General features: G+C 66.3%; 15 protein-coding genes. 5 read left to right on the top strand and 10 right to left on the bottom strand.

Annotation, left to right across the window (positions count from 1 at the left end):
* Positions 1-5: 5 nt before the first annotated feature.
* Both ACEPA4_RS05810 and ACEPA4_RS05805 read left to right on the top strand, forming a co-directional pair.
* Positions 6-962 carry a hypothetical protein gene (locus ACEPA4_RS05810; RefSeq protein ID WP_139726827.1) on the top strand — a complete coding sequence of 319 codons (957 nt, stop codon included), beginning with the start codon at positions 6-8 and terminating at the stop codon, positions 960-962.
* On the top strand, positions 959-1,666 hold the full coding sequence (locus ACEPA4_RS05805; protein ID WP_139726826.1) for a hypothetical protein: 708 nt from the start codon (positions 959-961) through the stop codon (positions 1,664-1,666). Before ACEPA4_RS05810 ends, ACEPA4_RS05805 begins: the two co-directional genes overlap by 4 nt.
* An 82-nt stretch (positions 1,667-1,748) precedes the next feature.
* Here ACEPA4_RS05805 and ACEPA4_RS05800 read toward each other — a convergent pair whose 3' ends face one another.
* The 7 genes from ACEPA4_RS05800 to murJ all read right to left on the bottom strand — a co-directional run bounded on the left by ACEPA4_RS05800 (position 1,749) and on the right by murJ (position 11,429).
* Complete coding sequence (locus ACEPA4_RS05800; protein WP_139726825.1) at positions 1,749-2,411, bottom strand: lysoplasmalogenase; 663 nt, start codon at positions 2,409-2,411, stop codon at positions 1,749-1,751.
* The gene (locus ACEPA4_RS05795; RefSeq protein WP_139726824.1) at positions 2,408-4,291 is read right to left on the bottom strand and encodes a M61 family metallopeptidase; all 1,884 of its coding nucleotides are present in this window, start codon (positions 4,289-4,291) and stop codon (positions 2,408-2,410) included. Before ACEPA4_RS05795 ends, ACEPA4_RS05800 begins: the two co-directional genes overlap by 4 nt.
* Before the next feature lie 181 nt (positions 4,292-4,472).
* On the bottom strand, positions 4,473-5,423 hold the full coding sequence (gene ispH / locus ACEPA4_RS05790; RefSeq protein WP_005415710.1) for a 4-hydroxy-3-methylbut-2-enyl diphosphate reductase: 951 nt from the start codon (positions 5,421-5,423) through the stop codon (positions 4,473-4,475).
* A gap of 27 nt (positions 5,424-5,450) precedes the next feature.
* A complete protein-coding gene (gene lspA / locus ACEPA4_RS05785) occupies positions 5,451-5,975 on the bottom strand; it encodes a signal peptidase II (protein ID WP_005415709.1) in 525 nt (174 codons plus the stop codon).
* Positions 5,975-8,806: an isoleucine--tRNA ligase gene (ileS, locus tag ACEPA4_RS05780; protein ID WP_065185986.1), complete on the bottom strand. Its 2,832-nt coding sequence runs from the start codon at positions 8,804-8,806 to the stop codon at positions 5,975-5,977. The genes lspA and ileS overlap by 1 nt, the downstream gene beginning before the upstream one ends.
* Entirely contained in the window at positions 8,803-9,750 is a 948-nt protein-coding gene (locus ACEPA4_RS05775; RefSeq protein WP_005415707.1) for a bifunctional riboflavin kinase/FAD synthetase, read from the bottom strand. Before ACEPA4_RS05775 ends, ileS begins: the two co-directional genes overlap by 4 nt.
* A 74-nt stretch (positions 9,751-9,824) precedes the next feature.
* Positions 9,825-11,429, bottom strand: coding sequence for a murein biosynthesis integral membrane protein MurJ (gene murJ, locus ACEPA4_RS05770; protein WP_155760586.1), 1,605 nt, complete (start codon positions 11,427-11,429; stop codon positions 9,825-9,827).
* Positions 11,430-11,546: 117 nt separating this feature from the next.
* Here murJ and rpsT point away from each other — a divergent pair, with 117 nt between their 5' ends.
* Positions 11,547-11,816, top strand: a complete 270-nt coding sequence (gene rpsT / locus ACEPA4_RS05765) for a 30S ribosomal protein S20 (RefSeq protein WP_005408560.1) — start codon at positions 11,547-11,549, stop codon at positions 11,814-11,816.
* A 194-nt stretch (positions 11,817-12,010) separates the two neighbouring features.
* Here rpsT and cgtA read toward each other — a convergent pair whose 3' ends face one another.
* The 3 genes from cgtA to rplU form a co-directional block, all read right to left on the bottom strand.
* Complete coding sequence (cgtA, locus tag ACEPA4_RS05760) at positions 12,011-13,063, bottom strand: Obg family GTPase CgtA (RefSeq protein WP_065196548.1); 1,053 nt, start codon at positions 13,061-13,063, stop codon at positions 12,011-12,013.
* 177 nt (positions 13,064-13,240) lie between these two features.
* Positions 13,241-13,504, bottom strand: a complete 264-nt coding sequence (gene rpmA / locus ACEPA4_RS05755) for a 50S ribosomal protein L27 (protein WP_005415704.1) — start codon at positions 13,502-13,504, stop codon at positions 13,241-13,243.
* An 18-nt stretch (positions 13,505-13,522) separates the two neighbouring features.
* Complete coding sequence (rplU, locus tag ACEPA4_RS05750) at positions 13,523-13,831, bottom strand: 50S ribosomal protein L21 (RefSeq protein ID WP_005408557.1); 309 nt, start codon at positions 13,829-13,831, stop codon at positions 13,523-13,525.
* Between the two features lie 317 nt (positions 13,832-14,148).
* Between rplU and uvrA the strand changes: the two genes are divergently transcribed.
* Entirely contained in the window at positions 14,149-17,142 is a 2,994-nt protein-coding gene (gene uvrA / locus ACEPA4_RS05745) for an excinuclease ABC subunit UvrA (protein WP_005415703.1), read from the top strand.
* Entirely contained in the window at positions 17,142-17,549 is a 408-nt protein-coding gene (locus ACEPA4_RS05740; protein WP_164092683.1) for a thioesterase family protein, read from the top strand. The genes uvrA and ACEPA4_RS05740 overlap by 1 nt, the downstream gene beginning before the upstream one ends.
* Positions 17,550-17,574: the final 25 nt, after the last annotated feature.

Here is a 17,574-nt window from a genome sequence, read left to right as displayed (position 1 = left end):
ACCCCATGAAGGCCTATCTCTGGTTCTGGGGCGCGTTCCTGCTGTTCTTCGCGTTGCCCTTCCCCTGCATCCTCTACTTCGGCACGTCGTGGCCGGTGCCACTGGCCGACCGCAGCGCGCCATGGCTGGCCCTGCTGCTGCTCGCCCTGTCGCTGGCCCTGTGGCTCGCGTTGCTGCTCGCCTTCCTGCACTACCTGCTGCTGGGCCCGCCGCGCGCGCTGCATCGGGTGCGCACCATCCTGGCCGACGGTGAGCCGCGTGATGCGTTCATCGAACAGGCCGAGCAGACCGGCGTGCAGGTGCGCGGCTTCGCGCAGTGGAGACTGAAGCTTGGCTTCCAGAACCTGTCCGGCACGCCGATCAATGAACAGATGCTGGTGGTGGACAGCAAACCGCAGCTGCAGCGTTTCGTGGCCGGCCAGCGCATCGAGGTTCGCCTGAGCCGGACGCCGGGTGCGTTCCCCAATGTGGTGCTGGAGGGCGCCCAGCCCGAACTTGATGTCGCCAGCCTCTGGCGCCGCGGCGCCGGCGCGGTCATCGGCATCGTCGTGGTTGCCAGCGCCTACGTGCTCGCCTATCGGCTGCAGAGTGAGGGCCTGGGCTGGACGTTCATGTCCTTCGGCCACCCACTGCTGGTGTGCCCGCTGGTGTTGTGCGGCTACGCCCTGGGCCTGCGCGTCCTGGGGCGCCTGCTGCAGGCCGATGCACGCGGAGACGCGCTGAAGTACCGCGGCATCGGCGTGGATGCGAAGGTGCTGAAGCTGCGCCAGACCGGCACCTACCTCAACGAGCAGCCGCAGGTGGAGTTCCAGCTGGAGTACACCGACCGCGAAGGTGGCATACAGCAGGTGAACGTGCGCCGCTTCATCCCGTTGATCGAGCTGGCCAACCTTCCACGCGAGCAGGTCACGCTGCTGTACGACCCGGAAGATCGCGGCAACGTTCGCCTGGAGGGTGTATGAAGCAGCCCCCCTCGACGCGACTGGTATTTTCGATGGTGCTGCTGTTGCTGGCCGGCGTCGCCGTTGCCGGCGGGGCACTGCAGACCCTTGCCGAAACGATGGGCCATTCGGTGCAGGATGACCGCGCAACCACGCCGATCACCACGCCTCCACCGCGCGAGCGGCCTGCTTCGCTCGCACCGATTCCCGAACCGCGGTCGATGCCGATGCCCGAACGCAGCAACCGCTTGTTCGATGCGGACTACCTGCTGGCCGCCCGCCAGGCACTGGAACAGATGCCAGCCCTGGCCGGGCACCGGTTGATGGTGTTCCACAGCATCCGCTTCTACGATGATGGCCGCATCAATCTGGATCTGGTCGATCCGCAGCAACCTACGCACGTGGACAGCTACCACTTCGAGCACGGCCAGTGGCGCAAGGGTGACCCGGTCGATCCGCAGCGCTTCGCGCCCACCATCACCCTGCGCCGCAGCAGCACGGCGCTGGCCAACATCGATTTCGAGGCGGTGCCACGCGTCGCCCAGGCGCTGCAGGCGCAGCGCAACGCGCTGATGGCCACGCCGGGTGACGTCGGCCACGTCTATGTGATCGTGCGCAAGGGCGGCAGGCTGGTGTGGCTGCCGGACGAGGTCGCCGGCGATCGCCAGTCCGCACGACTCTCGTTCGACGCACAGGGGCGTTCCGGCCACGCGAACCGACGATAGTCAACGCAAAAAGGGGACGGAGGGGATTAAGTCGCATGTGCCTTGGTGCGGTCTGCGACTTAATCCCCTCCGTCCCCTTTTTCTATTTCACCGAACGGGCGATGGCGTACTGCGCGCCGTAATAGGTGGACAGCACCAGCAGGCTGGCCAGTGGCAGGCCGCCGGCGAAGCGGTCCCAGGCCAGCAGCGAATCGCTGGCCACGAACAGCAGCGCACCGACGGCAGCCCAGGGCGCACTTCGGGCTTCCACGGCAGGCTGCGGGCTGCGCCATTGCCGTGCCAAGGCCAACATCGCCATCGAGGCCAGCACCACCACGTACGCCAGCACCGGCATACGCATCGGTGCAGGCAGGTGCGGCCACAGCCCAAGCACATTGAGTACAGCGAACGCACCGAGCAGGATGCTGGCGGCGAGCAGGCCACGCCCGGCACGCAGGCCCTCACGGAAGGCGACGATGTAGCAGAGGTGCGCCAGCAGGAACGCCACCAGCCCCGGTACGAACGCGTCCATCGGCAACATCAGCGCGATGTCACCCAGGCACGACAACAGCATGCCGGCCAGCACCGCGCGCCGGTAGGACGGCTGCGCAGGATCACGCACCCGCCAGGCGATGGCAGCGATCAGCAGCGTGGTCGCCGGCTTGGCCAGCCAGTGCAGCCAGCGCCCGTCGCCATGCAGGAACGCACCGACGATGGCGAGGATCGCCATCAACAGGATCACGCCATCGCGGGCGCGCGGTTTCATCGCGCCTTCCACAGGTCCGCCAGGCGGTCAGGCTTGCCGGCGATACGCTCCAGCACCGGATACTGCAGGCCACCGTGGTAGTCGATGTTCATCGTCTCGATGCGGTCGAACTGCTTCACCAGCAGGACGATCGGCGCCTTGTCCTTGGCCGCCGTCGCCACCGCATGCTTCAAGCGCTGGCTGCTGTACTCGCGCCCGCCAACCGCAATCACCTTCATGCCGGGTGCAAGACCGGCGTTGAACGCCGGGCTGTCCCAGATCACGTCGCCGACCACGCCGCTGTCGAGCACGGTCGCGCCCAGCGAATAGGCCAGCAGTGCGGCCTTGGCACGCTTTTCCTGCGCCTTGTAGGCGTCGTTCGGAGTATCGCGGTAGACCAGCTTCCAGCCCGCCAGTTCCAGCCCCCCGGTCAACGAACCGTGGCCGTCCAGGCGCCCGCGCAGGAACGTCGCCCAGTCGTACGACACGATGCCGTTCAAGGTCGCCACCACGTCGTCGAAGGTGTAGGGGTTGACGTCCCAGTCACCGTTGCCAACCCCGAAGAAGGCGCGCGCGAAGTCATCCAGGCTGCGGCGGTTGCCGCTCAGTTCGCGCAGCTTGCCCTCCACTTCCAGCCACAGCATCTGGCCACCGGAGTAATAGTCTTCGCTCATCTGGTAGTTGCGGTACGGCAACGTCCGGCGCTGGGCGATGGTCGGGTCGTTGGTGGTGTCCTGCAACGGGCGCCAGGCCAGGCCCGGGCGGCCGCGATCATAGGTCGCGGCCACATTGGCCAGCATGTCGCGCGCCTGCGCCGTCGACCACAGCCCCGAGCGTGCCGCCAGCACCTGTCCCCAGAACTGGGTCTGACCTTCGTAGACCCACAGCAGGCTGTCGCCCATCGGCGTGTTGAAGTTGGCGGTTGCCAGGTCAGCGCCACGCCGGTACTTGCCGTTCCAGGAATGGGTGTACTCGTGCGGTAGCAGATCGCGCATCCAGGCGTTGTCGTCCCACTCGGTGAAGTAACCCGGGTCGGCACTGTTCTCGCTGGAACGGTGATGCTCCAGGCCGATGCCACCAAGACGGTCGGTCAACGCCAGCAGGAATTCATAGTGGTTGTAGTGGCGCGCACCGTAGAGCTTGTCGGCCTGCCGCACCAGTGCGCGGTGCAGGGTGATCTGTGCCTCGCTCGGCTTCAGCGACTTGGCCTCGTCGGCAAACACATTGAGGTGCACCGGCACCTTCGCGCCCGGATCGAGATCGATGCGCTGGTAGTGCTCGCCGGCAAACAACGGCGAATCGACCAGGTGGTCATAGGAGATCGGCTTGAACACCACGGTATCGCCGTCGCGGCGCGCGGTTTCCAGCGCAGTGGCAAACGACCAGCCCTTGGGTAGGATCACGCTGGCCTGCGCCTGCAGGTCGCGTGTATCGACGCCGGCCGGATACAGCGAGTTGGCATTCCACTGCAGGTTGAGCATCTCCGGGGTCATCACCACCCGGCCTTGGCTGCCGCCCTGCGAGGACAGGAAGTCGAAGTGGGCGACGATCTCGCTGACGCCCTCGGGCACGTCTACCTTGAACGCATAGACGTTGTACTGGTCGCGCTGCCAGGCCAACGGCTTGCCGTTGGCGGTCACGCGCAGGCCGGCCAGCTTGTCGATCGGCCCGGTGGGCGAATGGTTGCCGGGAATCCACTGCGGGTACAGCAGGGTCATCGGACCGGGTTTGACCGGTACGGTGGCGGTCACCTTGAAGATGCGGCGAGCGAGATCGCGCGCATCCACATCGATGCGCAGCAGGCCGGGAGCCGCGGCGTCGGCAGGCGGCGAGGTCTGCGCCAGTGCAGGCGAAGCAGCCAGCGCGAACAGCACGGACATCACCAGGGCTCGGGTCTTCATCGGGCAGCATCCAACAGCGGAGAATCCTCCGATGCTAGGCCTGTAAAGTGCCCTGCCCCATGGCCAAAGGTCATGGGCGGGCCGGCCATCCTCGCATGACAAAAAGCGTGCGAACCAAGGTTCGCACCCACCAGAGCAGTTTCAGTAGATCCACGCCATGCGTGGATGAGGCGCTTCCCGGTCAGTCGACCAGGCGCAGACGCAGTTCCTTCGGCAGCGCGAACACCATCGATTCCGGTTCGCCTTCCAGCTCGCCCACGCCGGTTGCACCCAGCTCGGCCAGGCGCGCCAGCACGCCATCGACCAGTACCTGCGGCGCCGAGGCGCCAGCGGTCACGCCGATGTGCTGCTTGCCCACCACCCACGCCGGGTCGATCTCGTGCGCACCGTCGATCAGGTACGACTCCACACCTTCACGGCGGGCCAGTTCGCTCAGACGGTTCGAGTTGGAGCTGTTCGGCGAACCGACCACCAGCACCAGGTCGCAGCGCTTGGCCAGGTCGCGCACGGCGTCCTGGCGGTTCTGCGTGGCGTAGCAGATGTCGTCGTTCTTCGGGCCCTGCATCGCCGGGAAACGCTCGCGCAGCGCATCGATGATGCCGCGCGTATCGTCCACCGACAGCGTCGTCTGGGTGGTGTAGGCGAAGTTGTCCGGCTGGTTGATGTGCAGCGTGGCAACCTGCTCGACATCCTCGACCAGGTAGATCTGGCCGGTACCGGCTTCGCGGTTCCACTGGCCCATGGTGCCTTCCACTTCCGGGTGACCGGCATGGCCGATCAGCACCACGTCACGGCCGGCACGGCAGTGGCGGGCGACTTCGAAGTGGACCTTGGTCACCAGCGGGCAGGTCGCGTCGAACACCTTCAGGCCACGGCGCTCGGCTTCCTGGCGCACGGCCTGGGAGACGCCATGCGCGCTGAAGATCACCGTGTTGTTGTCCGGAACCTCGTCGAGCTCTTCGACGAAGATCGCGCCGCGCTGCTTCAGGTCGTCGACCACGAAGCGGTTGTGCACCACTTCATGGCGGACGTAGATGGGCGCGCCCAGCGTTTCGATCGCGCGCTTGACGATCTCGATCGCACGATCGACACCGGCACAGAAACCACGCGGGTTGGCGAGCAGCACATCCATCAGTTCAATCTCCCGGCAGCGGCCGGCTTACGGTTTCGGATTGGCATTATCCGCCTTTTTGGCGGACTTGCCGTCGAACAGGCCAAACAGGGCGATGCCGATGGCACCCACCACGATGGCCGAATCGGCGATGTTGAACGAGGGCCAGGTATAGCTGCCCACGTACCACTGGATGAAATCGACCACATGGCCGTGCACCTGGCGGTCGATCACGTTGCCGATGGCACCGCCGATGATCAGCGCATACGGCACCGCGGCCTTCCAGTTGCCACGGGCGGTGCCGCGCAGCCACCAGGCCATCAGGCCGCTGATGGCGATCGCCAGCGCGGTGAAGAAGTACTTCTGCCAACCACCGGCGTCACTCAGGAAACTGAACGCCGCACCGGTGTTGTAGGTGCGGTACCAGTTCCAGAAGCCGTCGATGACCACCACCGGCTGGAACTCCGGCAGGCTCGACAGCACCCAGGCCTTGGACCACTGGTCCAGGCCGATGATGGCGGCCGACAGCAGCAGCCAGACCAGGGCGTTCGGATGCGGACGGGACGCGGCCATCAGAACCAGCTCCGCACTTCACCGGCACCGGTGATGTTGCTCACGCAGCGGCCGCACAGTTCCGGATGGTCGGCGTTGCTGCCGACATCGGCGCGATGGTGCCAGCAGCGCACGCACTTGGTCTTGGTGGTCGGCTGGGCGCTGACGAACACCTCGTCGGTGGTCGCCGGCCGCACCTGCACGTCGCCGCTGATGAACAGGAAGCGCAGTTCATCGGCCAGCGGCTGCCACTTCGCGGCCTGCTCTTCGCTGGCGGCGATGGTGATTTCCGCTTCCAGCGCGGCACCGATCGCGCCGTTTGCACGCATCGGCTCGAGCACCTTGGCCACCTGCTCGCGCACAGCCAGCAGCTGGTCGAAATCGGCGGCGTTGAGCTGGGCACCGGCCGGCAGCGGCGCCAGGCCGTCGTACCAGGTGGTGAACAGCACATGGCCGGCACGTTCGCCCGGCAGGTAGCCCCACAGCTCGTCGGCGGTGAAGGTCAGGATCGGCGCCACCCAGCGGGTGAACGCTTCGGCGATGTGGTACATCGCGCTCTGTGCCGAACGGCGACCGTGCGAATCGGTCGGCATGGTGTACAGGCGGTCCTTGGTCACGTCCAGGTACAGCGAGCCCAGATCCACGCTGCAGAAGTTCAGCAGCAGCTGCACGATCTCGGCCATGTTGTAGCCGTCGTAGGCCGTCTTGATCTTCTCCTGCAGCTCCCAGGCGCGATGCACGATCCAGCGGTCCAGCGCGACCATCTGCCCGAGCGGTTGCAGGTGCCGGGCCGGATCGAAACCGTCCAGGTTGCCGAGCAGGAAGCGTGCGGTGTTGCGCAGGCGGCGGTAGGCGTCAGCATTGCGCTTCAGGATTTCCTGCGACAGCGACATCTCGTTGCTGTAGTCGGCCGAGGCGATCCACAGGCGCAGGATGTCCGCGCCCAGCTTGTTCATGATGTCCTGCGGCTCGATGCCGTTGCCCAGCGACTTGGACATCTTGCGGCCGTGCTCATCCACGGTGAAGCCGTGGGTGAGGCACTGCTTGTACGGCGCGCGCTTGTCGATCGCCACGCCGGTCAGCAGCGAGGACTGGAACCAGCCGCGGTGCTGGTCGGAGCCTTCCAGGTACAGGTCGGCCGGCTTGCCGAAGCCACGCGCGGCGAGCACGCCTTCATGGGTCACGCCCGAATCGAACCAGACGTCGAGGATGTCGGTGACTTTCTCGTAGTCGGCCGCTTCGGCGCCGAGCAGTTCGGCGGCGTCCAGCGAGTACCACACATCGATGCCCTCGGCTTCGACGCGGTCGGCGACCTGCTGCATCAGCTCCACCGAGCGCGGGTGGATCTCGCCGGTCTGGCGATGGGTGAACAGTGCGATCGGTACGCCCCAGGTGCGCTGGCGCGAGATGGTCCAGTCCGGGCGACCGTCGACCATGCTCTGGATGCGCGCCTTGCCCCAGGTCGGGAACCAGCCGACAGTGTCGATCGCAGCCAGCGCATCGCTGCGCAGGTTGGCCTTGTCCATCGAGATGAACCACTGCGGAGTCGCGCGGAACACCACTGGTGTCTTGTGGCGCCAGCAGTGCGGATAGCTGTGGCGGATCGGGTGGAAGGCCAGCAGCGAACCATTGTCACGCAGCACGCCGACGATGGCCTCCTGCGCCTTCCACAGGTGCTGGCCGGCCAGCACCACCTCACCGGCCGGCGGGGTCGATTCCAGGTACACGCCACGGCCGTCGATCGGGGTCACCTGCCCGGCGTTGTACTTGTCCAGCAGGCCGTACTTCTGGCTGACCACGAAGTCTTCCTGGCCGTGGCCAGGGGCGGTGTGCACCGCACCGGTACCGTCCTCGTCGGAGACGTGGTCGCCATTGAGCAGCGGGATGTCGCGCTCCGGATAGAACGGATGCGCCAGCAGCTGGTTCTCCAGCGCCGCACCGGTGGTTTCACCGTGCAGCACGACGCTCTCGACGCCGTAGCGCTGCAGCGAGCGCTCGGCCAGCGCGGCGGCCAGCACCAGCCAACGGCGCTTGCCGTTGTGGGCCGGGCCTTCGGCCAGCACATAGTTGATTTCCGCGCCCAGCGACACCGCCAGCGAGGCTGGCAGCGTCCACGGGGTGGTGGTCCAGATCGGCACGGCCACTTCGACGTCGGCCGGCACGCTCACACCGAACGCCTTGCCGATGGCCTGGGCATCGCGCGCGGCGTAGGCCACGTCGATCGCCGGCGATTCCTTTTCCTGGTACTCGATCTCCGCCTCGGCCAGTGCCGAGCCACAGTCGAAGCACCAGTACACCGGCTTGGCACCACGCACCAGGTGACCGTTGGCGACGACCTTGGCCAGCGCACGGATCTCATTGGCTTCGAAGTCGAAACTCAGGGTCTTGTACGGGTTGTCCCAATCGCCGGTCACGCCCAGGCGCTTGAAGTCCACGCGCTGGATGTTGATCTGCTCTTCGGCGAACTCGCGGCACTTCTGCCGGAATTCAACCGCATCGAGCTTGGTGCCGACCTTGCCCCACTTCTTCTCGACCGCGATCTCGATCGGCAGACCATGGCAGTCCCAGCCCGGCACATAGGGCGCATCGAAGCCGGCCAGGTAGCGCGACTTGACGATGATGTCCTTCAGGATCTTGTTGACCGCATGGCCCAGGTGGATGCGGCCGTTGGCGTAGGGCGGGCCGTCGTGCAGCACGAACAGCGGGCGGCCGGCGGCGTTGTCACGCAGCTGCTGGTAGAGCCCCTGCGCTTCCCACTGCGCCAGAATGCCCGGCTCGCGCTTGGGCAGGTCGCCGCGCATCGGGAATTCGGTGGCTGGCAGGTTCAGGGTGGTCTTGTAGTCCTGGCTCACGCAGTGGCTCGCAATCTATGTTCGGAAAGGAGGGCGCGCGCCTGTTCGGCGTCGCGGTGCATCTGGTCGGTCAGTGCCGCCAGATCATTGAATTTCTCTTCGTCGCGCAGCTTGGCGACAAACTCCACGTCGATGTGGCGCCCGTACAGGTCGCCCTGGAAATCGAACAGGTGCGCTTCCAGCAGCGGCTCCACGCCCTCCACCGTCGGCCGAGTGCCGAAGCTGGACACCGACGGCCACGGCTGGTCGAACACGCCGTGCACCCAGGTTGCGTAGATGCCCGACAGCGCCGGGGTCTTCGGGAAGCGCAGGTTGGCGGTGGGGAAGCCCAGCGTACGGCCAAGCTGGCGACCGCGCACCACGCGCCCGCTGATCGCATACGGGCGACCGAGCAGGTCGTTGGCGCGGGCGAAATCGCCCCCCTGCAGCAGCTGGCGGATGCGGGTGCTGGAGATGCGCTCGCCATGCAGGTCCACCGCTTCAATCTCGCCGGCGCTGAAGCCCAGTTCGGCGCCCATCTCCTGCAGCAGTGCCAGATCACCGCGGCGGCGGTTGCCGAAGCAGAACTCCGGCCCGATCCAGACTTCGCGGGCGCCCAGCCGGTGCACCAGCAACCGGCGCACGAAGGTCTCGGCCGGCATCGCCGCCATCGCCGCGTCGAAGCGCAGCAGGCCGACCGCATCGACACCGAGCTCGCGCAGGATCTCGACCTTGCTGCGCGCCAGGGTCAGCCGCGGCGGCGGCGTGCCCTGCGCGAAGAATTCACGCGGCAGCGGCTCGAATGCCACGGCCACTGCGGCCACGCCCAAGGCGCGCGCGCGGGCGACCGCGTGGCGGACCAGCGCACGATGGCCCAGGTGGAGGCCGTCGAATGCACCGATACAGACCACGCTTCCGTTGGGGAACAGCTCCCCGCCCTCGACGCTTCTGAACAGCCTGCTCATCAACTCTCGTTCCGGCCCGACCGGGCCGCCGCTTCAATGGTGTAACCCTGAAGTATAGCCGCCACGGGCCGCGATCAATGCCCGCGCAGGTCGCGCGGACGGAAGCCCATCGCCAGCATGGCCACGGCATAGGTCGCGCCGCCGCCGCCGACCAGCAACGCAAGGGCACCGATCCGCTCCCAGACACGCATCGCGGAGAAACCCGGCAGCCAGTGCAGCAGGGCCAACAGCACGCCAACCATGGCCGCACAGGCCAGCAACAGGCGCAGCAGATAGCCGCCCCAACCCGGCCGGCGCTGGTAGACATCGGTCTTGCCCAGCCAGTACCAGAGCAGGCCCAGGTTCAGGTAACTGGACAGCGCGCTGGCGATGCCCAGTGCCAGGTGCAGGCCCGGCTGCTTGCCGATGGCCGCCATCACGCCCTGCGCCTTCAGCGCGTCGGGCACCATCACCTGGTACAGCACGGCCAGCAGGGCAAAGTTGAACACCATGTTGGCCACCAGCGCCGCCACGCCGGCGCGCACCGGGGTCTTGGTGTCCTGGCGGGCGTAGAAGGCCGGCAGCACCACCTTCAGCAGGGCGAATGCCGGCAGGCCGAAGCTCAGGCCATACACCGACAGCGCGGTCATGCGGGTGTCGAAGGCGCTGAACTGGCCGTGCTGGAAGATGGTCGCGATCAGCGGCTCGGCCAGCAGCAGCAGGCCCAGCATGGCCGGCACCGAGATCAGCAGGGTCATGCGCAGGCCCCAGTCCAGCGAGCGCGAGAAGCCCTCGCGGTCGGTGCTGACATGGTGGCGGGCCAGCGCCGGCAGGATCACCGTGCCCAGCGCCACGCCGAACACGCCCAGCGGCAGCTCCAGGAAGCGGTCAGCCAGCGACAGCCACGACTGCGAGCCGTCGGTCAGCTTGGCCGCGATCACCGTATCCAGCAGCAGGTTGATCTGCGCCACCGAGGAACCAAACAGGGTCGGCACCATCAGCGTCATCACCTTGCGCACACCCGGGTGGCGCCAGCCCCAGCGCGGCAGGGTCAGCAGGTTGATGCCCTTCAGCGAGGGCAGCTGGAACAGCAACTGCAGGATGCCGGCGGCCAGCACCGCCCAGCCCAGCGCCAGGATCTGCTTTTCCGGCGTGCCGCCCAGCCGCGGTGCCAGCCACAGCGCGCCGGCGATCATGCACAGGTTGAGAATGACCGGGGTCAGCGCCGGCATGGCAAAGCGCTGGAAGCTGTTCAGCGCACCACCGGCCAGTGCGGTCAGCGAGACGAACAGCAGGAACGGGAAGGTCAGGCGGAACAGGTCGACCAGCAGGCCCTGCTTGACCGGGTCGGTATCAACGCCACTGGAGAAGACCGAGGCCAGCTGCGGCGCGAAGATCAGCGCCAGTGCGGTGACCAGCATCAGCACCCCGCCCAGGGTGCCGGCGGTGCGGGCCATCAGTTCGCGCAGCTCGGCGTGGTTGCGGGTTTCCTTCACTTCCGTGAACACCGGCACGAAAGCGGTGGCAAATGACCCTTCGGCGAACAACCGGCGCAGGAAATTGGGTACCCTGAAGGCGACCCAGAAAGCATCAGTGATGGCGTTGGTGCCGAACGTGGTGGTCACCACGAAGTCCCGGACAAGTCCGAGAACGCGCGAGACCATGGTCATGCTGCTGAACGACAGCAGGCCCCGCAACAACTTGGGTGAACTCACTCAGCGTCCCTCTTGACAATCGACTTGACGTGCATTTCTTACGCCATCATACTAGCTAGCTTGCTGTTCCCATAACACCGATTTTTTCAGGAAACCACCACCGTGGCCAATATCAAGTCCGCCAAGAAGCGCGCCAAGCAGACCGTCGTGCGCAACGCGCGCAACGTGGCTCAGCGCTCGATGCTGCGCACCGCTGTCAAGAAAGTGATCAAGGCGCTGGACGCCAACGATGCCGCCGGCGCCGAAGCCGCCTTCGCCGTTGCCCAGCCGATCCTGGATCGCTTCAGCGCGCGTGGCCTGATCCACAAGAACAAGGCTGCTCGCCACAAGAGCCGCCTGAACGACCGTATCAAGGCCCTCAAGGCCGCCTGATCCGGCGTTGCCGCCCTGCCCTTCGGGGTTGGGCTGCAGACAAAAGCCCGGCCCCGGCCGGGTTTTTTGTTGCCCGCGATCCGGGACTTTTGACACGTCCGGGGTCAGATCCCTTTTCCAGCGGAAAAGGGATCTGACCCCGGCAACAAAAAACCCGGCCGAAGCCGGGTTTTTCGCATGGAACCACAACAGCATTACTGCGCGTCGCGGGCTTCCTGCTCTTCTTCCTTCTGGCGATCGAAGAAGGCCATGATCCGGCTCATGATCGGGAAGGTGCCTTCGCGCCCCAGTGCGGAGACCAGGAACCACGGCTCCTTCCAGCCCAGCTCGGCAACGATCTGCTCGGCCGCGGCCTGCGCCTCGTCTTCGAACATCAGGTCGGCCTTGTTCAGCACCAGCCAGCGCGGCTTTTTCAGCAGTTCCGGGTCGTGCTTCTCCAGCTCGCGCTCGATCGCACGCACCTGCTCCACCGGCGAGATGCCGTCCACGCCACCTTCCATCGGCGAGATGTCCACCAGGTGCAGCAGCAGGCGGGTGCGCTGCAGATGGCGCAGGAACTGCGCGCCCAGGCCGGCGCCATCGGCCGCGCCTTCGATCAGGCCCGGAATGTCGGCGATCACGAAGCTGCGGTGGTTCTCCACCTTCACCACGCCCAGGTTCGGGTACAGCGTGGTGAACGGGTAATCAGCCACCTTTGGCGTCGCCGCCGAAACGGCGCGGATCAGGGTGCTCTTGCCGGCGTTGGGGAAGCCCAGCAGGCCGACATCGGCCAGCAGCTTCAGCTCCAGCTTCAGCGTGCGCTCCTCGCCCGGCTCGCCCGGCAACGCCTGGCGCGGCGAGCGGTTGGTCGAGCTCTTGAAGTGCATGTTGCCCAGGCCGCCACGACCGCCCTTGGCCACCAGCAGGCGATCGCCGTGCTGGGTCAGGTCGCCGATGACTTCATCGGTGGCGACGTTGATCACCACCGTGCCGACCGGCACGGTGATGGTCAGATCTTCGCCCCCCTTGCCATAGGCCTGGCGGCCCATGCCGTTCTCGCCGCGCTGCGCCTTGAAGATGCGCTCATGGCGGAAGTCCACCAGGGTGTTCAGGTTTTCGTCGGCGCGGATGTACACGCTGCCGCCCGCACCGCCGTCGCCGCCGTCCGGGCCGCCGAGCGGAATGAACTTCTCGCGACGGAAGCCAATGCAGCCGTTGCCGCCGTTGCCGGCGAACACTTCGATTTCTGCTTCGTCTACCAGTTTCATTGTTTCGATGCCTGCGATGGGCGCGGCCTGCTGGCCGCCACCTTGAATGTCATGCCGGCCGTGGGCCGGCAACCCGGCCCAGCCGGTCTTGCTTCAACTCTAACGAAAAGCCCCGCCGAAGCGGGGCTCTTCATGCAGCACTCCCATGCCGGGGCACGGGTGCCGGCGATGCCTGGATCAGGCGTCGGCCGAGACGATGCTGACGGTGCGACGCTTCTTGGCGCCCTTGACCGAGAACTCCACCTTGCCGTCCACGAGGGCGAACAGGGTGTGGTCACGGCCCAGGCCAACGCCCGAACCCGGGTGGAACTGGGTGCCGCGCTGACGCACGATGATGTTGCCGGCTTCGATGGCCTGGCCGCCGAAGATCTTGACGCCCAGGTACTTCGGGTTGGAGTCGCGACCGTTGCGCGAGGAGCCTACGCCCTTTTTATGTGCCATGACTGCTTCTCCTGATGCTTAGCCGGCGATGCCGGTGATCTCGATTTCGGTGTAGTACTGACGGTGACCCTGACGCTTCATGTGGTGCTTGCGGCGACGGAACTTGATGATCCGGACCTTGTCAGCACGACCCTGGGACAGGACCTTGGCGGTGACGGCAGCGCCCTTCAGCGCATCGCCCAGCTTCACGCCGTCGCTGTCACCCAGCATCAGGATGTTGTCAAACTTGATCTCGCTGCCGACTTCGACTTCGAGCTTTTCAATGCGGAGCTTTTCGCCCTGCGCCACGCGGTATTGCTTACCGCCGGTGACCAGTACTGCGTACATGACCAGGCCTTCCTCTGTAGTTATTGTGGTCTGAGCTGCCGCCATCGAGGGCGGACAGGAGCGGGATTGTACGCAGATCATCGGGCGCGGGTCAAGTCAACCCCTGAACGCCGCAGGGGGCGGCGTCGGAACGGGGTCAGATCCCTTTTCACCCCGTGAAAAGGGATCTGACCCCTGCCTGTCGGCCTGTCTCACAAGGTGAGACACCGGGCTGGCATTGTCGCCCATTGCCCCCATCTGGTCACCTCGGTAGGCTGACCGATTGCCGTTCCCTGCTGGCCCGGCACCCAGCCAACGCCCCCACAACCGGATCCCCCATGGCGATGGATTTCATCCGCATCCGCGGCGCGCGGACGCACAACCTGAAGAACCTCGACCTCGACCTGCCCCGCGACAAGCTGATCGTGATCACCGGCCTGTCCGGCTCGGGCAAGTCCTCGCTGGCGTTCGACACCATCTATGCAGAAGGCCAGCGCCGCTATGTCGAGTCGTTGTCGGCCTATGCGCGCCAGTTCCTGAGCGTGATGGAAAAACCGGACCTGGACCACATCGAGGGCCTGTCCCCGGCGATCTCGATCGAGCAGAAGTCGACCTCGCACAACCCGCGTTCGACGGTCGGCACGATCACCGAGATCTACGACTACCTGCGCCTGCTGTACGCCCGCGTAGGCACCCCGCGCTGCCCAGACCACGGCTACCCGCTGGAAGCGCAGACGGTCAGCCAGATGGTCGACCAGGTGCTGACCCTGGACCCGGAACAGCGCTACATGCTGCTGGCGCCGGTCATCCGCGACCGCAAGGGCGAGCATGCCCAGGTGTTCGACCAGCTGCGCGCGCAGGGCTTCGTGCGCGTGCGCGTGGACGGCGAGCTGCATGAGATCGACGCGGTGCCGCCGCTGGCGCTGCGCCAGAAGCACACCATCGAGGCGGTGATCGACCGCTTCCGCCCGCGCGAGGACATCAAGCAGCGCCTGGCCGAGAGCTTCGAGACCGCGCTGAAGCTGGGCGACGGCATGGCCTCGGTGCAGAGCCTGGACAACACGGAAACCGCGCCGACCCTGTTCTCCTCCAAATACTCCTGCCCGGTCTGCGATTACTCGCTGCCGGAACTGGAGCCGCGCCTGTTCTCGTTCAACGCACCGATGGGCGCCTGCCCCGGCTGCGATGGCCTGGGCATGGCCGAGTTCTTCGATCCCTCGCGCGTGGTGGTGCACCCCGAGCTGTCGCTGGCCGCCGGCGCGGTGCGCGGCTGGGATCGCCGCAACGCCTACTACTTCCAGCTGATCGCTTCGCTGGCCAAGCACTACCGGTTCGACGTCGACGCGGCCTGGAACTCGCTGCCGGACAAGGTGCAGCAGGCCGTGCTGTACGGCAGCGGCGATGAAGCTATCACTTTCACCTACTTCACCGAAGCCGGTGGCCGCACCCAGCGCAAGCATCGCTTCGAGGGCATCATTCCCAACCTCGAGCGCCGCTACAAGGAAACCGAATCGCCGGCGGTGCGCGAAGAGCTGTCCAAGTACATCAGCGAACAACCCTGCCCGGAATGCCATGGCGCGCGCCTGAACAAGGCTGCACGCAATGTGTTCGTGGCCGACCGCCCGCTGCCGGAGCTGGTGGTGCTTCCGATCGACGAGGCGCTGAAGTTCTTCAGCGAGCTGAGCCTGCCGGGCTGGCGTGGCGAGATCGCGGCGAAGATCGTCAAGGAAATCGGCGAACGCCTCGGCTTCCTGGTCGACGTGGGCCTGGATTACCTGACCCTGGAGCGCAAGGCCGACACCCTGTCCGGTGGCGAGGCGCAGCGCATCCGCCTGGCCAGCCAGATCGGTGCCGGCCTGGTCGGCGTGATGTACGTGCTCGACGAACCGTCGATCGGCCTGCACCAGCGCGACAACGAACGCCTGCTGGGCACCCTCACCCGCCTGCGCGACCTCGGCAACACGGTGATCGTGGTCGAGCATGACGAGGACGCGATCCGCCTGGCCGACTACGTTCTGGACATCGGCCCGGGCGCAGGCGTGCATGGCGGCGAGATCGTCGGCCAGGGCACCCTGCAGGACATCCTGGAGGCACCGCGCTCGCTGACCGGCCAGTACCTGTCGGGCAAGCGCGCGATCGAGATCCCGGCGCGCCGGCACAAGCCGAACCCGAAGATGACCCTGCACCTGCGCGGGGCCAGCGGCAACAACCTCAAGGGCGTGGACCTGGCGATTCCGTCGGGCCTGCTGACCTGCGTGACCGGCGTGTCCGGCTCCGGCAAGTCGACCCTGATCAACGACACCCTGTTCTCGCTGGCCGCCAACGAGATCAACGGTTCCTCGCACCCGATCGCCCCGTACAGGGAGATCGATGGCCTGGACCTGTTCGACAAGGTGGTGGACATCGACCAGTCGCCGATCGGCCGCACCCCGCGTTCGAACCCGGCCACCTACACCGGCCTGTTCACTCCCCTGCGCGAACTGTTCGCACAGGTGCCCGAAGCGCGTGCACGCGGCTACTCGCCGGGCCGCTTCAGCTTCAACGTGCGTGGTGGCCGCTGCGAGGCCTGCCAGGGCGATGGCCTGATAAAGGTCGAGATGCACTTCCTGCCGGACGTGTACGTGCCGTGCGATGTCTGCCATGGCAAGCGCTACAACCGCGAGACGCTGGAGATCCTGTACAAGGGTTTCAACATCAACGACGTGCTGGAAATGACCGTCGAGGATGCGCTGAAGCTGTTCGAGCCGGTGCCGTCGATCGCACGCAAGCTGGAAACACTGGTCGACGTCGGCCTGAGCTACATCAAGCTGGGCCAGAGCGCGACCACGCTGTCCGGTGGTGAAGCGCAGCGCGTGAAGCTGTCCAAGGAGCTGTCGCGCCGCGATACCGGCCGCACCCTGTACATCCTCGACGAGCCGACCACCGGCCTGCACTTCCACGACATCGAAGCGCTGCTGGGCGTGCTGCACAAGCTGCGCGACGAAGGCAACACGGTGGTGGTGATCGAGCACAACCTGGACGTGATCAAGACCGCCGACTGGATCGTCGATCTGGGTCCGGAGGGTGGCCACCGCGGCGGCACCATCCTGGTCACCGGCACGCCGGAAGACGTGGCGGCCTGCCCGCAGTCGTACACCGGCCAGTTCCTGGCCCGCATGCTGCCTTCCACCAGCGCGCGCCCCGAGCAGCCGGCCGCCGTGGCCAACAAGCCCGACGCCCGCCCGCCGCGCAAGGTGAAGCCCGAGAAGCCGGCCAAGGTGGCGAAGAAGGCCGTGGCCGCCAAGAGCGCCGGCAAGGCCAGCAAGAGCACGTCGAAGAAGAAGGACGCCTGATGAGCAGCGAACACAAGATCCTGGCCCGCATCCCGATCAGCGTGCGCTGGCGCGACATGGACAGCATGGGCCACGTCAACAACGCCAAGTACATTTCCTACTTGGAAGAAGCGCGCGTGCGCTGGATGCTGTGCGTGGACGGCGTGTCGATGACCGACCGCATCGCCCCGGTGGTGGCCGCGACCAACGTCAATTACCGGCTGCCGATCGTGTGGCCCAACGACATCGTGGTCGAATTGTTCGTCGAGCGCCTGGGCAACAGCAGCGTGACCATCGGCCACCGCATCGTCGACCAGCAGGACGCGTCGAAGCTGTACTCGGATGGCAACGTGGTGGTGGTCTGGATGGATACCCAGACCGGCAAGAGCGCGCCGCTGCCTGAGGCGATCCGCAACGCTTCCACCTGAAGGTAGTGCCGGCCGCTGGCCGGCA

The organism is Stenotrophomonas sp. P2112 (assembly GCF_041897515.1).
Classification (GTDB): domain Bacteria; phylum Pseudomonadota; class Gammaproteobacteria; order Xanthomonadales; family Xanthomonadaceae; genus Stenotrophomonas; species Stenotrophomonas sepilia.
This window is presented reverse-complemented; position numbering and strand designations above follow the sequence as displayed.

Bases quoted from the DNA above. Each gene is read 5' to 3' on its own strand.
- ACEPA4_RS05810 (WP_139726827.1), top strand. From the start codon at position 6: ATGAAGGCCTATCTCTGGTTCTGGGGCGCGTTCCTGCTGTTCTTCGCG.
- ACEPA4_RS05805 (WP_139726826.1), top strand. From the start codon at position 959: ATGAAGCAGCCCCCCTCGACGCGACTGGTATTTTCGATGGTGCTGCTG.
- ACEPA4_RS05800 (WP_139726825.1), bottom strand. From the start codon at position 2,411: ATGAAACCGCGCGCCCGCGATGGCGTGATCCTGTTGATGGCGATCCTC.
- ACEPA4_RS05795 (WP_139726824.1), bottom strand. From the start codon at position 4,291: ATGAAGACCCGAGCCCTGGTGATGTCCGTGCTGTTCGCGCTGGCTGCT.
- ispH (WP_005415710.1), bottom strand. From the start codon at position 5,423: ATGGATGTGCTGCTCGCCAACCCGCGTGGTTTCTGTGCCGGTGTCGAT.
- lspA (WP_005415709.1), bottom strand. From the start codon at position 5,975: ATGGCCGCGTCCCGTCCGCATCCGAACGCCCTGGTCTGGCTGCTGCTG.
- ACEPA4_RS05775 (WP_005415707.1), bottom strand. From the start codon at position 9,750: ATGAGCAGGCTGTTCAGAAGCGTCGAGGGCGGGGAGCTGTTCCCCAAC.
- cgtA (WP_065196548.1), bottom strand. From the start codon at position 13,063: ATGAAACTGGTAGACGAAGCAGAAATCGAAGTGTTCGCCGGCAACGGC.
- rpmA (WP_005415704.1), bottom strand. From the start codon at position 13,504: ATGGCACATAAAAAGGGCGTAGGCTCCTCGCGCAACGGTCGCGACTCC.
- rplU (WP_005408557.1), bottom strand. From the start codon at position 13,831: ATGTACGCAGTACTGGTCACCGGCGGTAAGCAATACCGCGTGGCGCAG.
- uvrA (WP_005415703.1), top strand. From the start codon at position 14,149: ATGGCGATGGATTTCATCCGCATCCGCGGCGCGCGGACGCACAACCTG.
- ACEPA4_RS05740 (WP_164092683.1), top strand. From the start codon at position 17,142: ATGAGCAGCGAACACAAGATCCTGGCCCGCATCCCGATCAGCGTGCGC.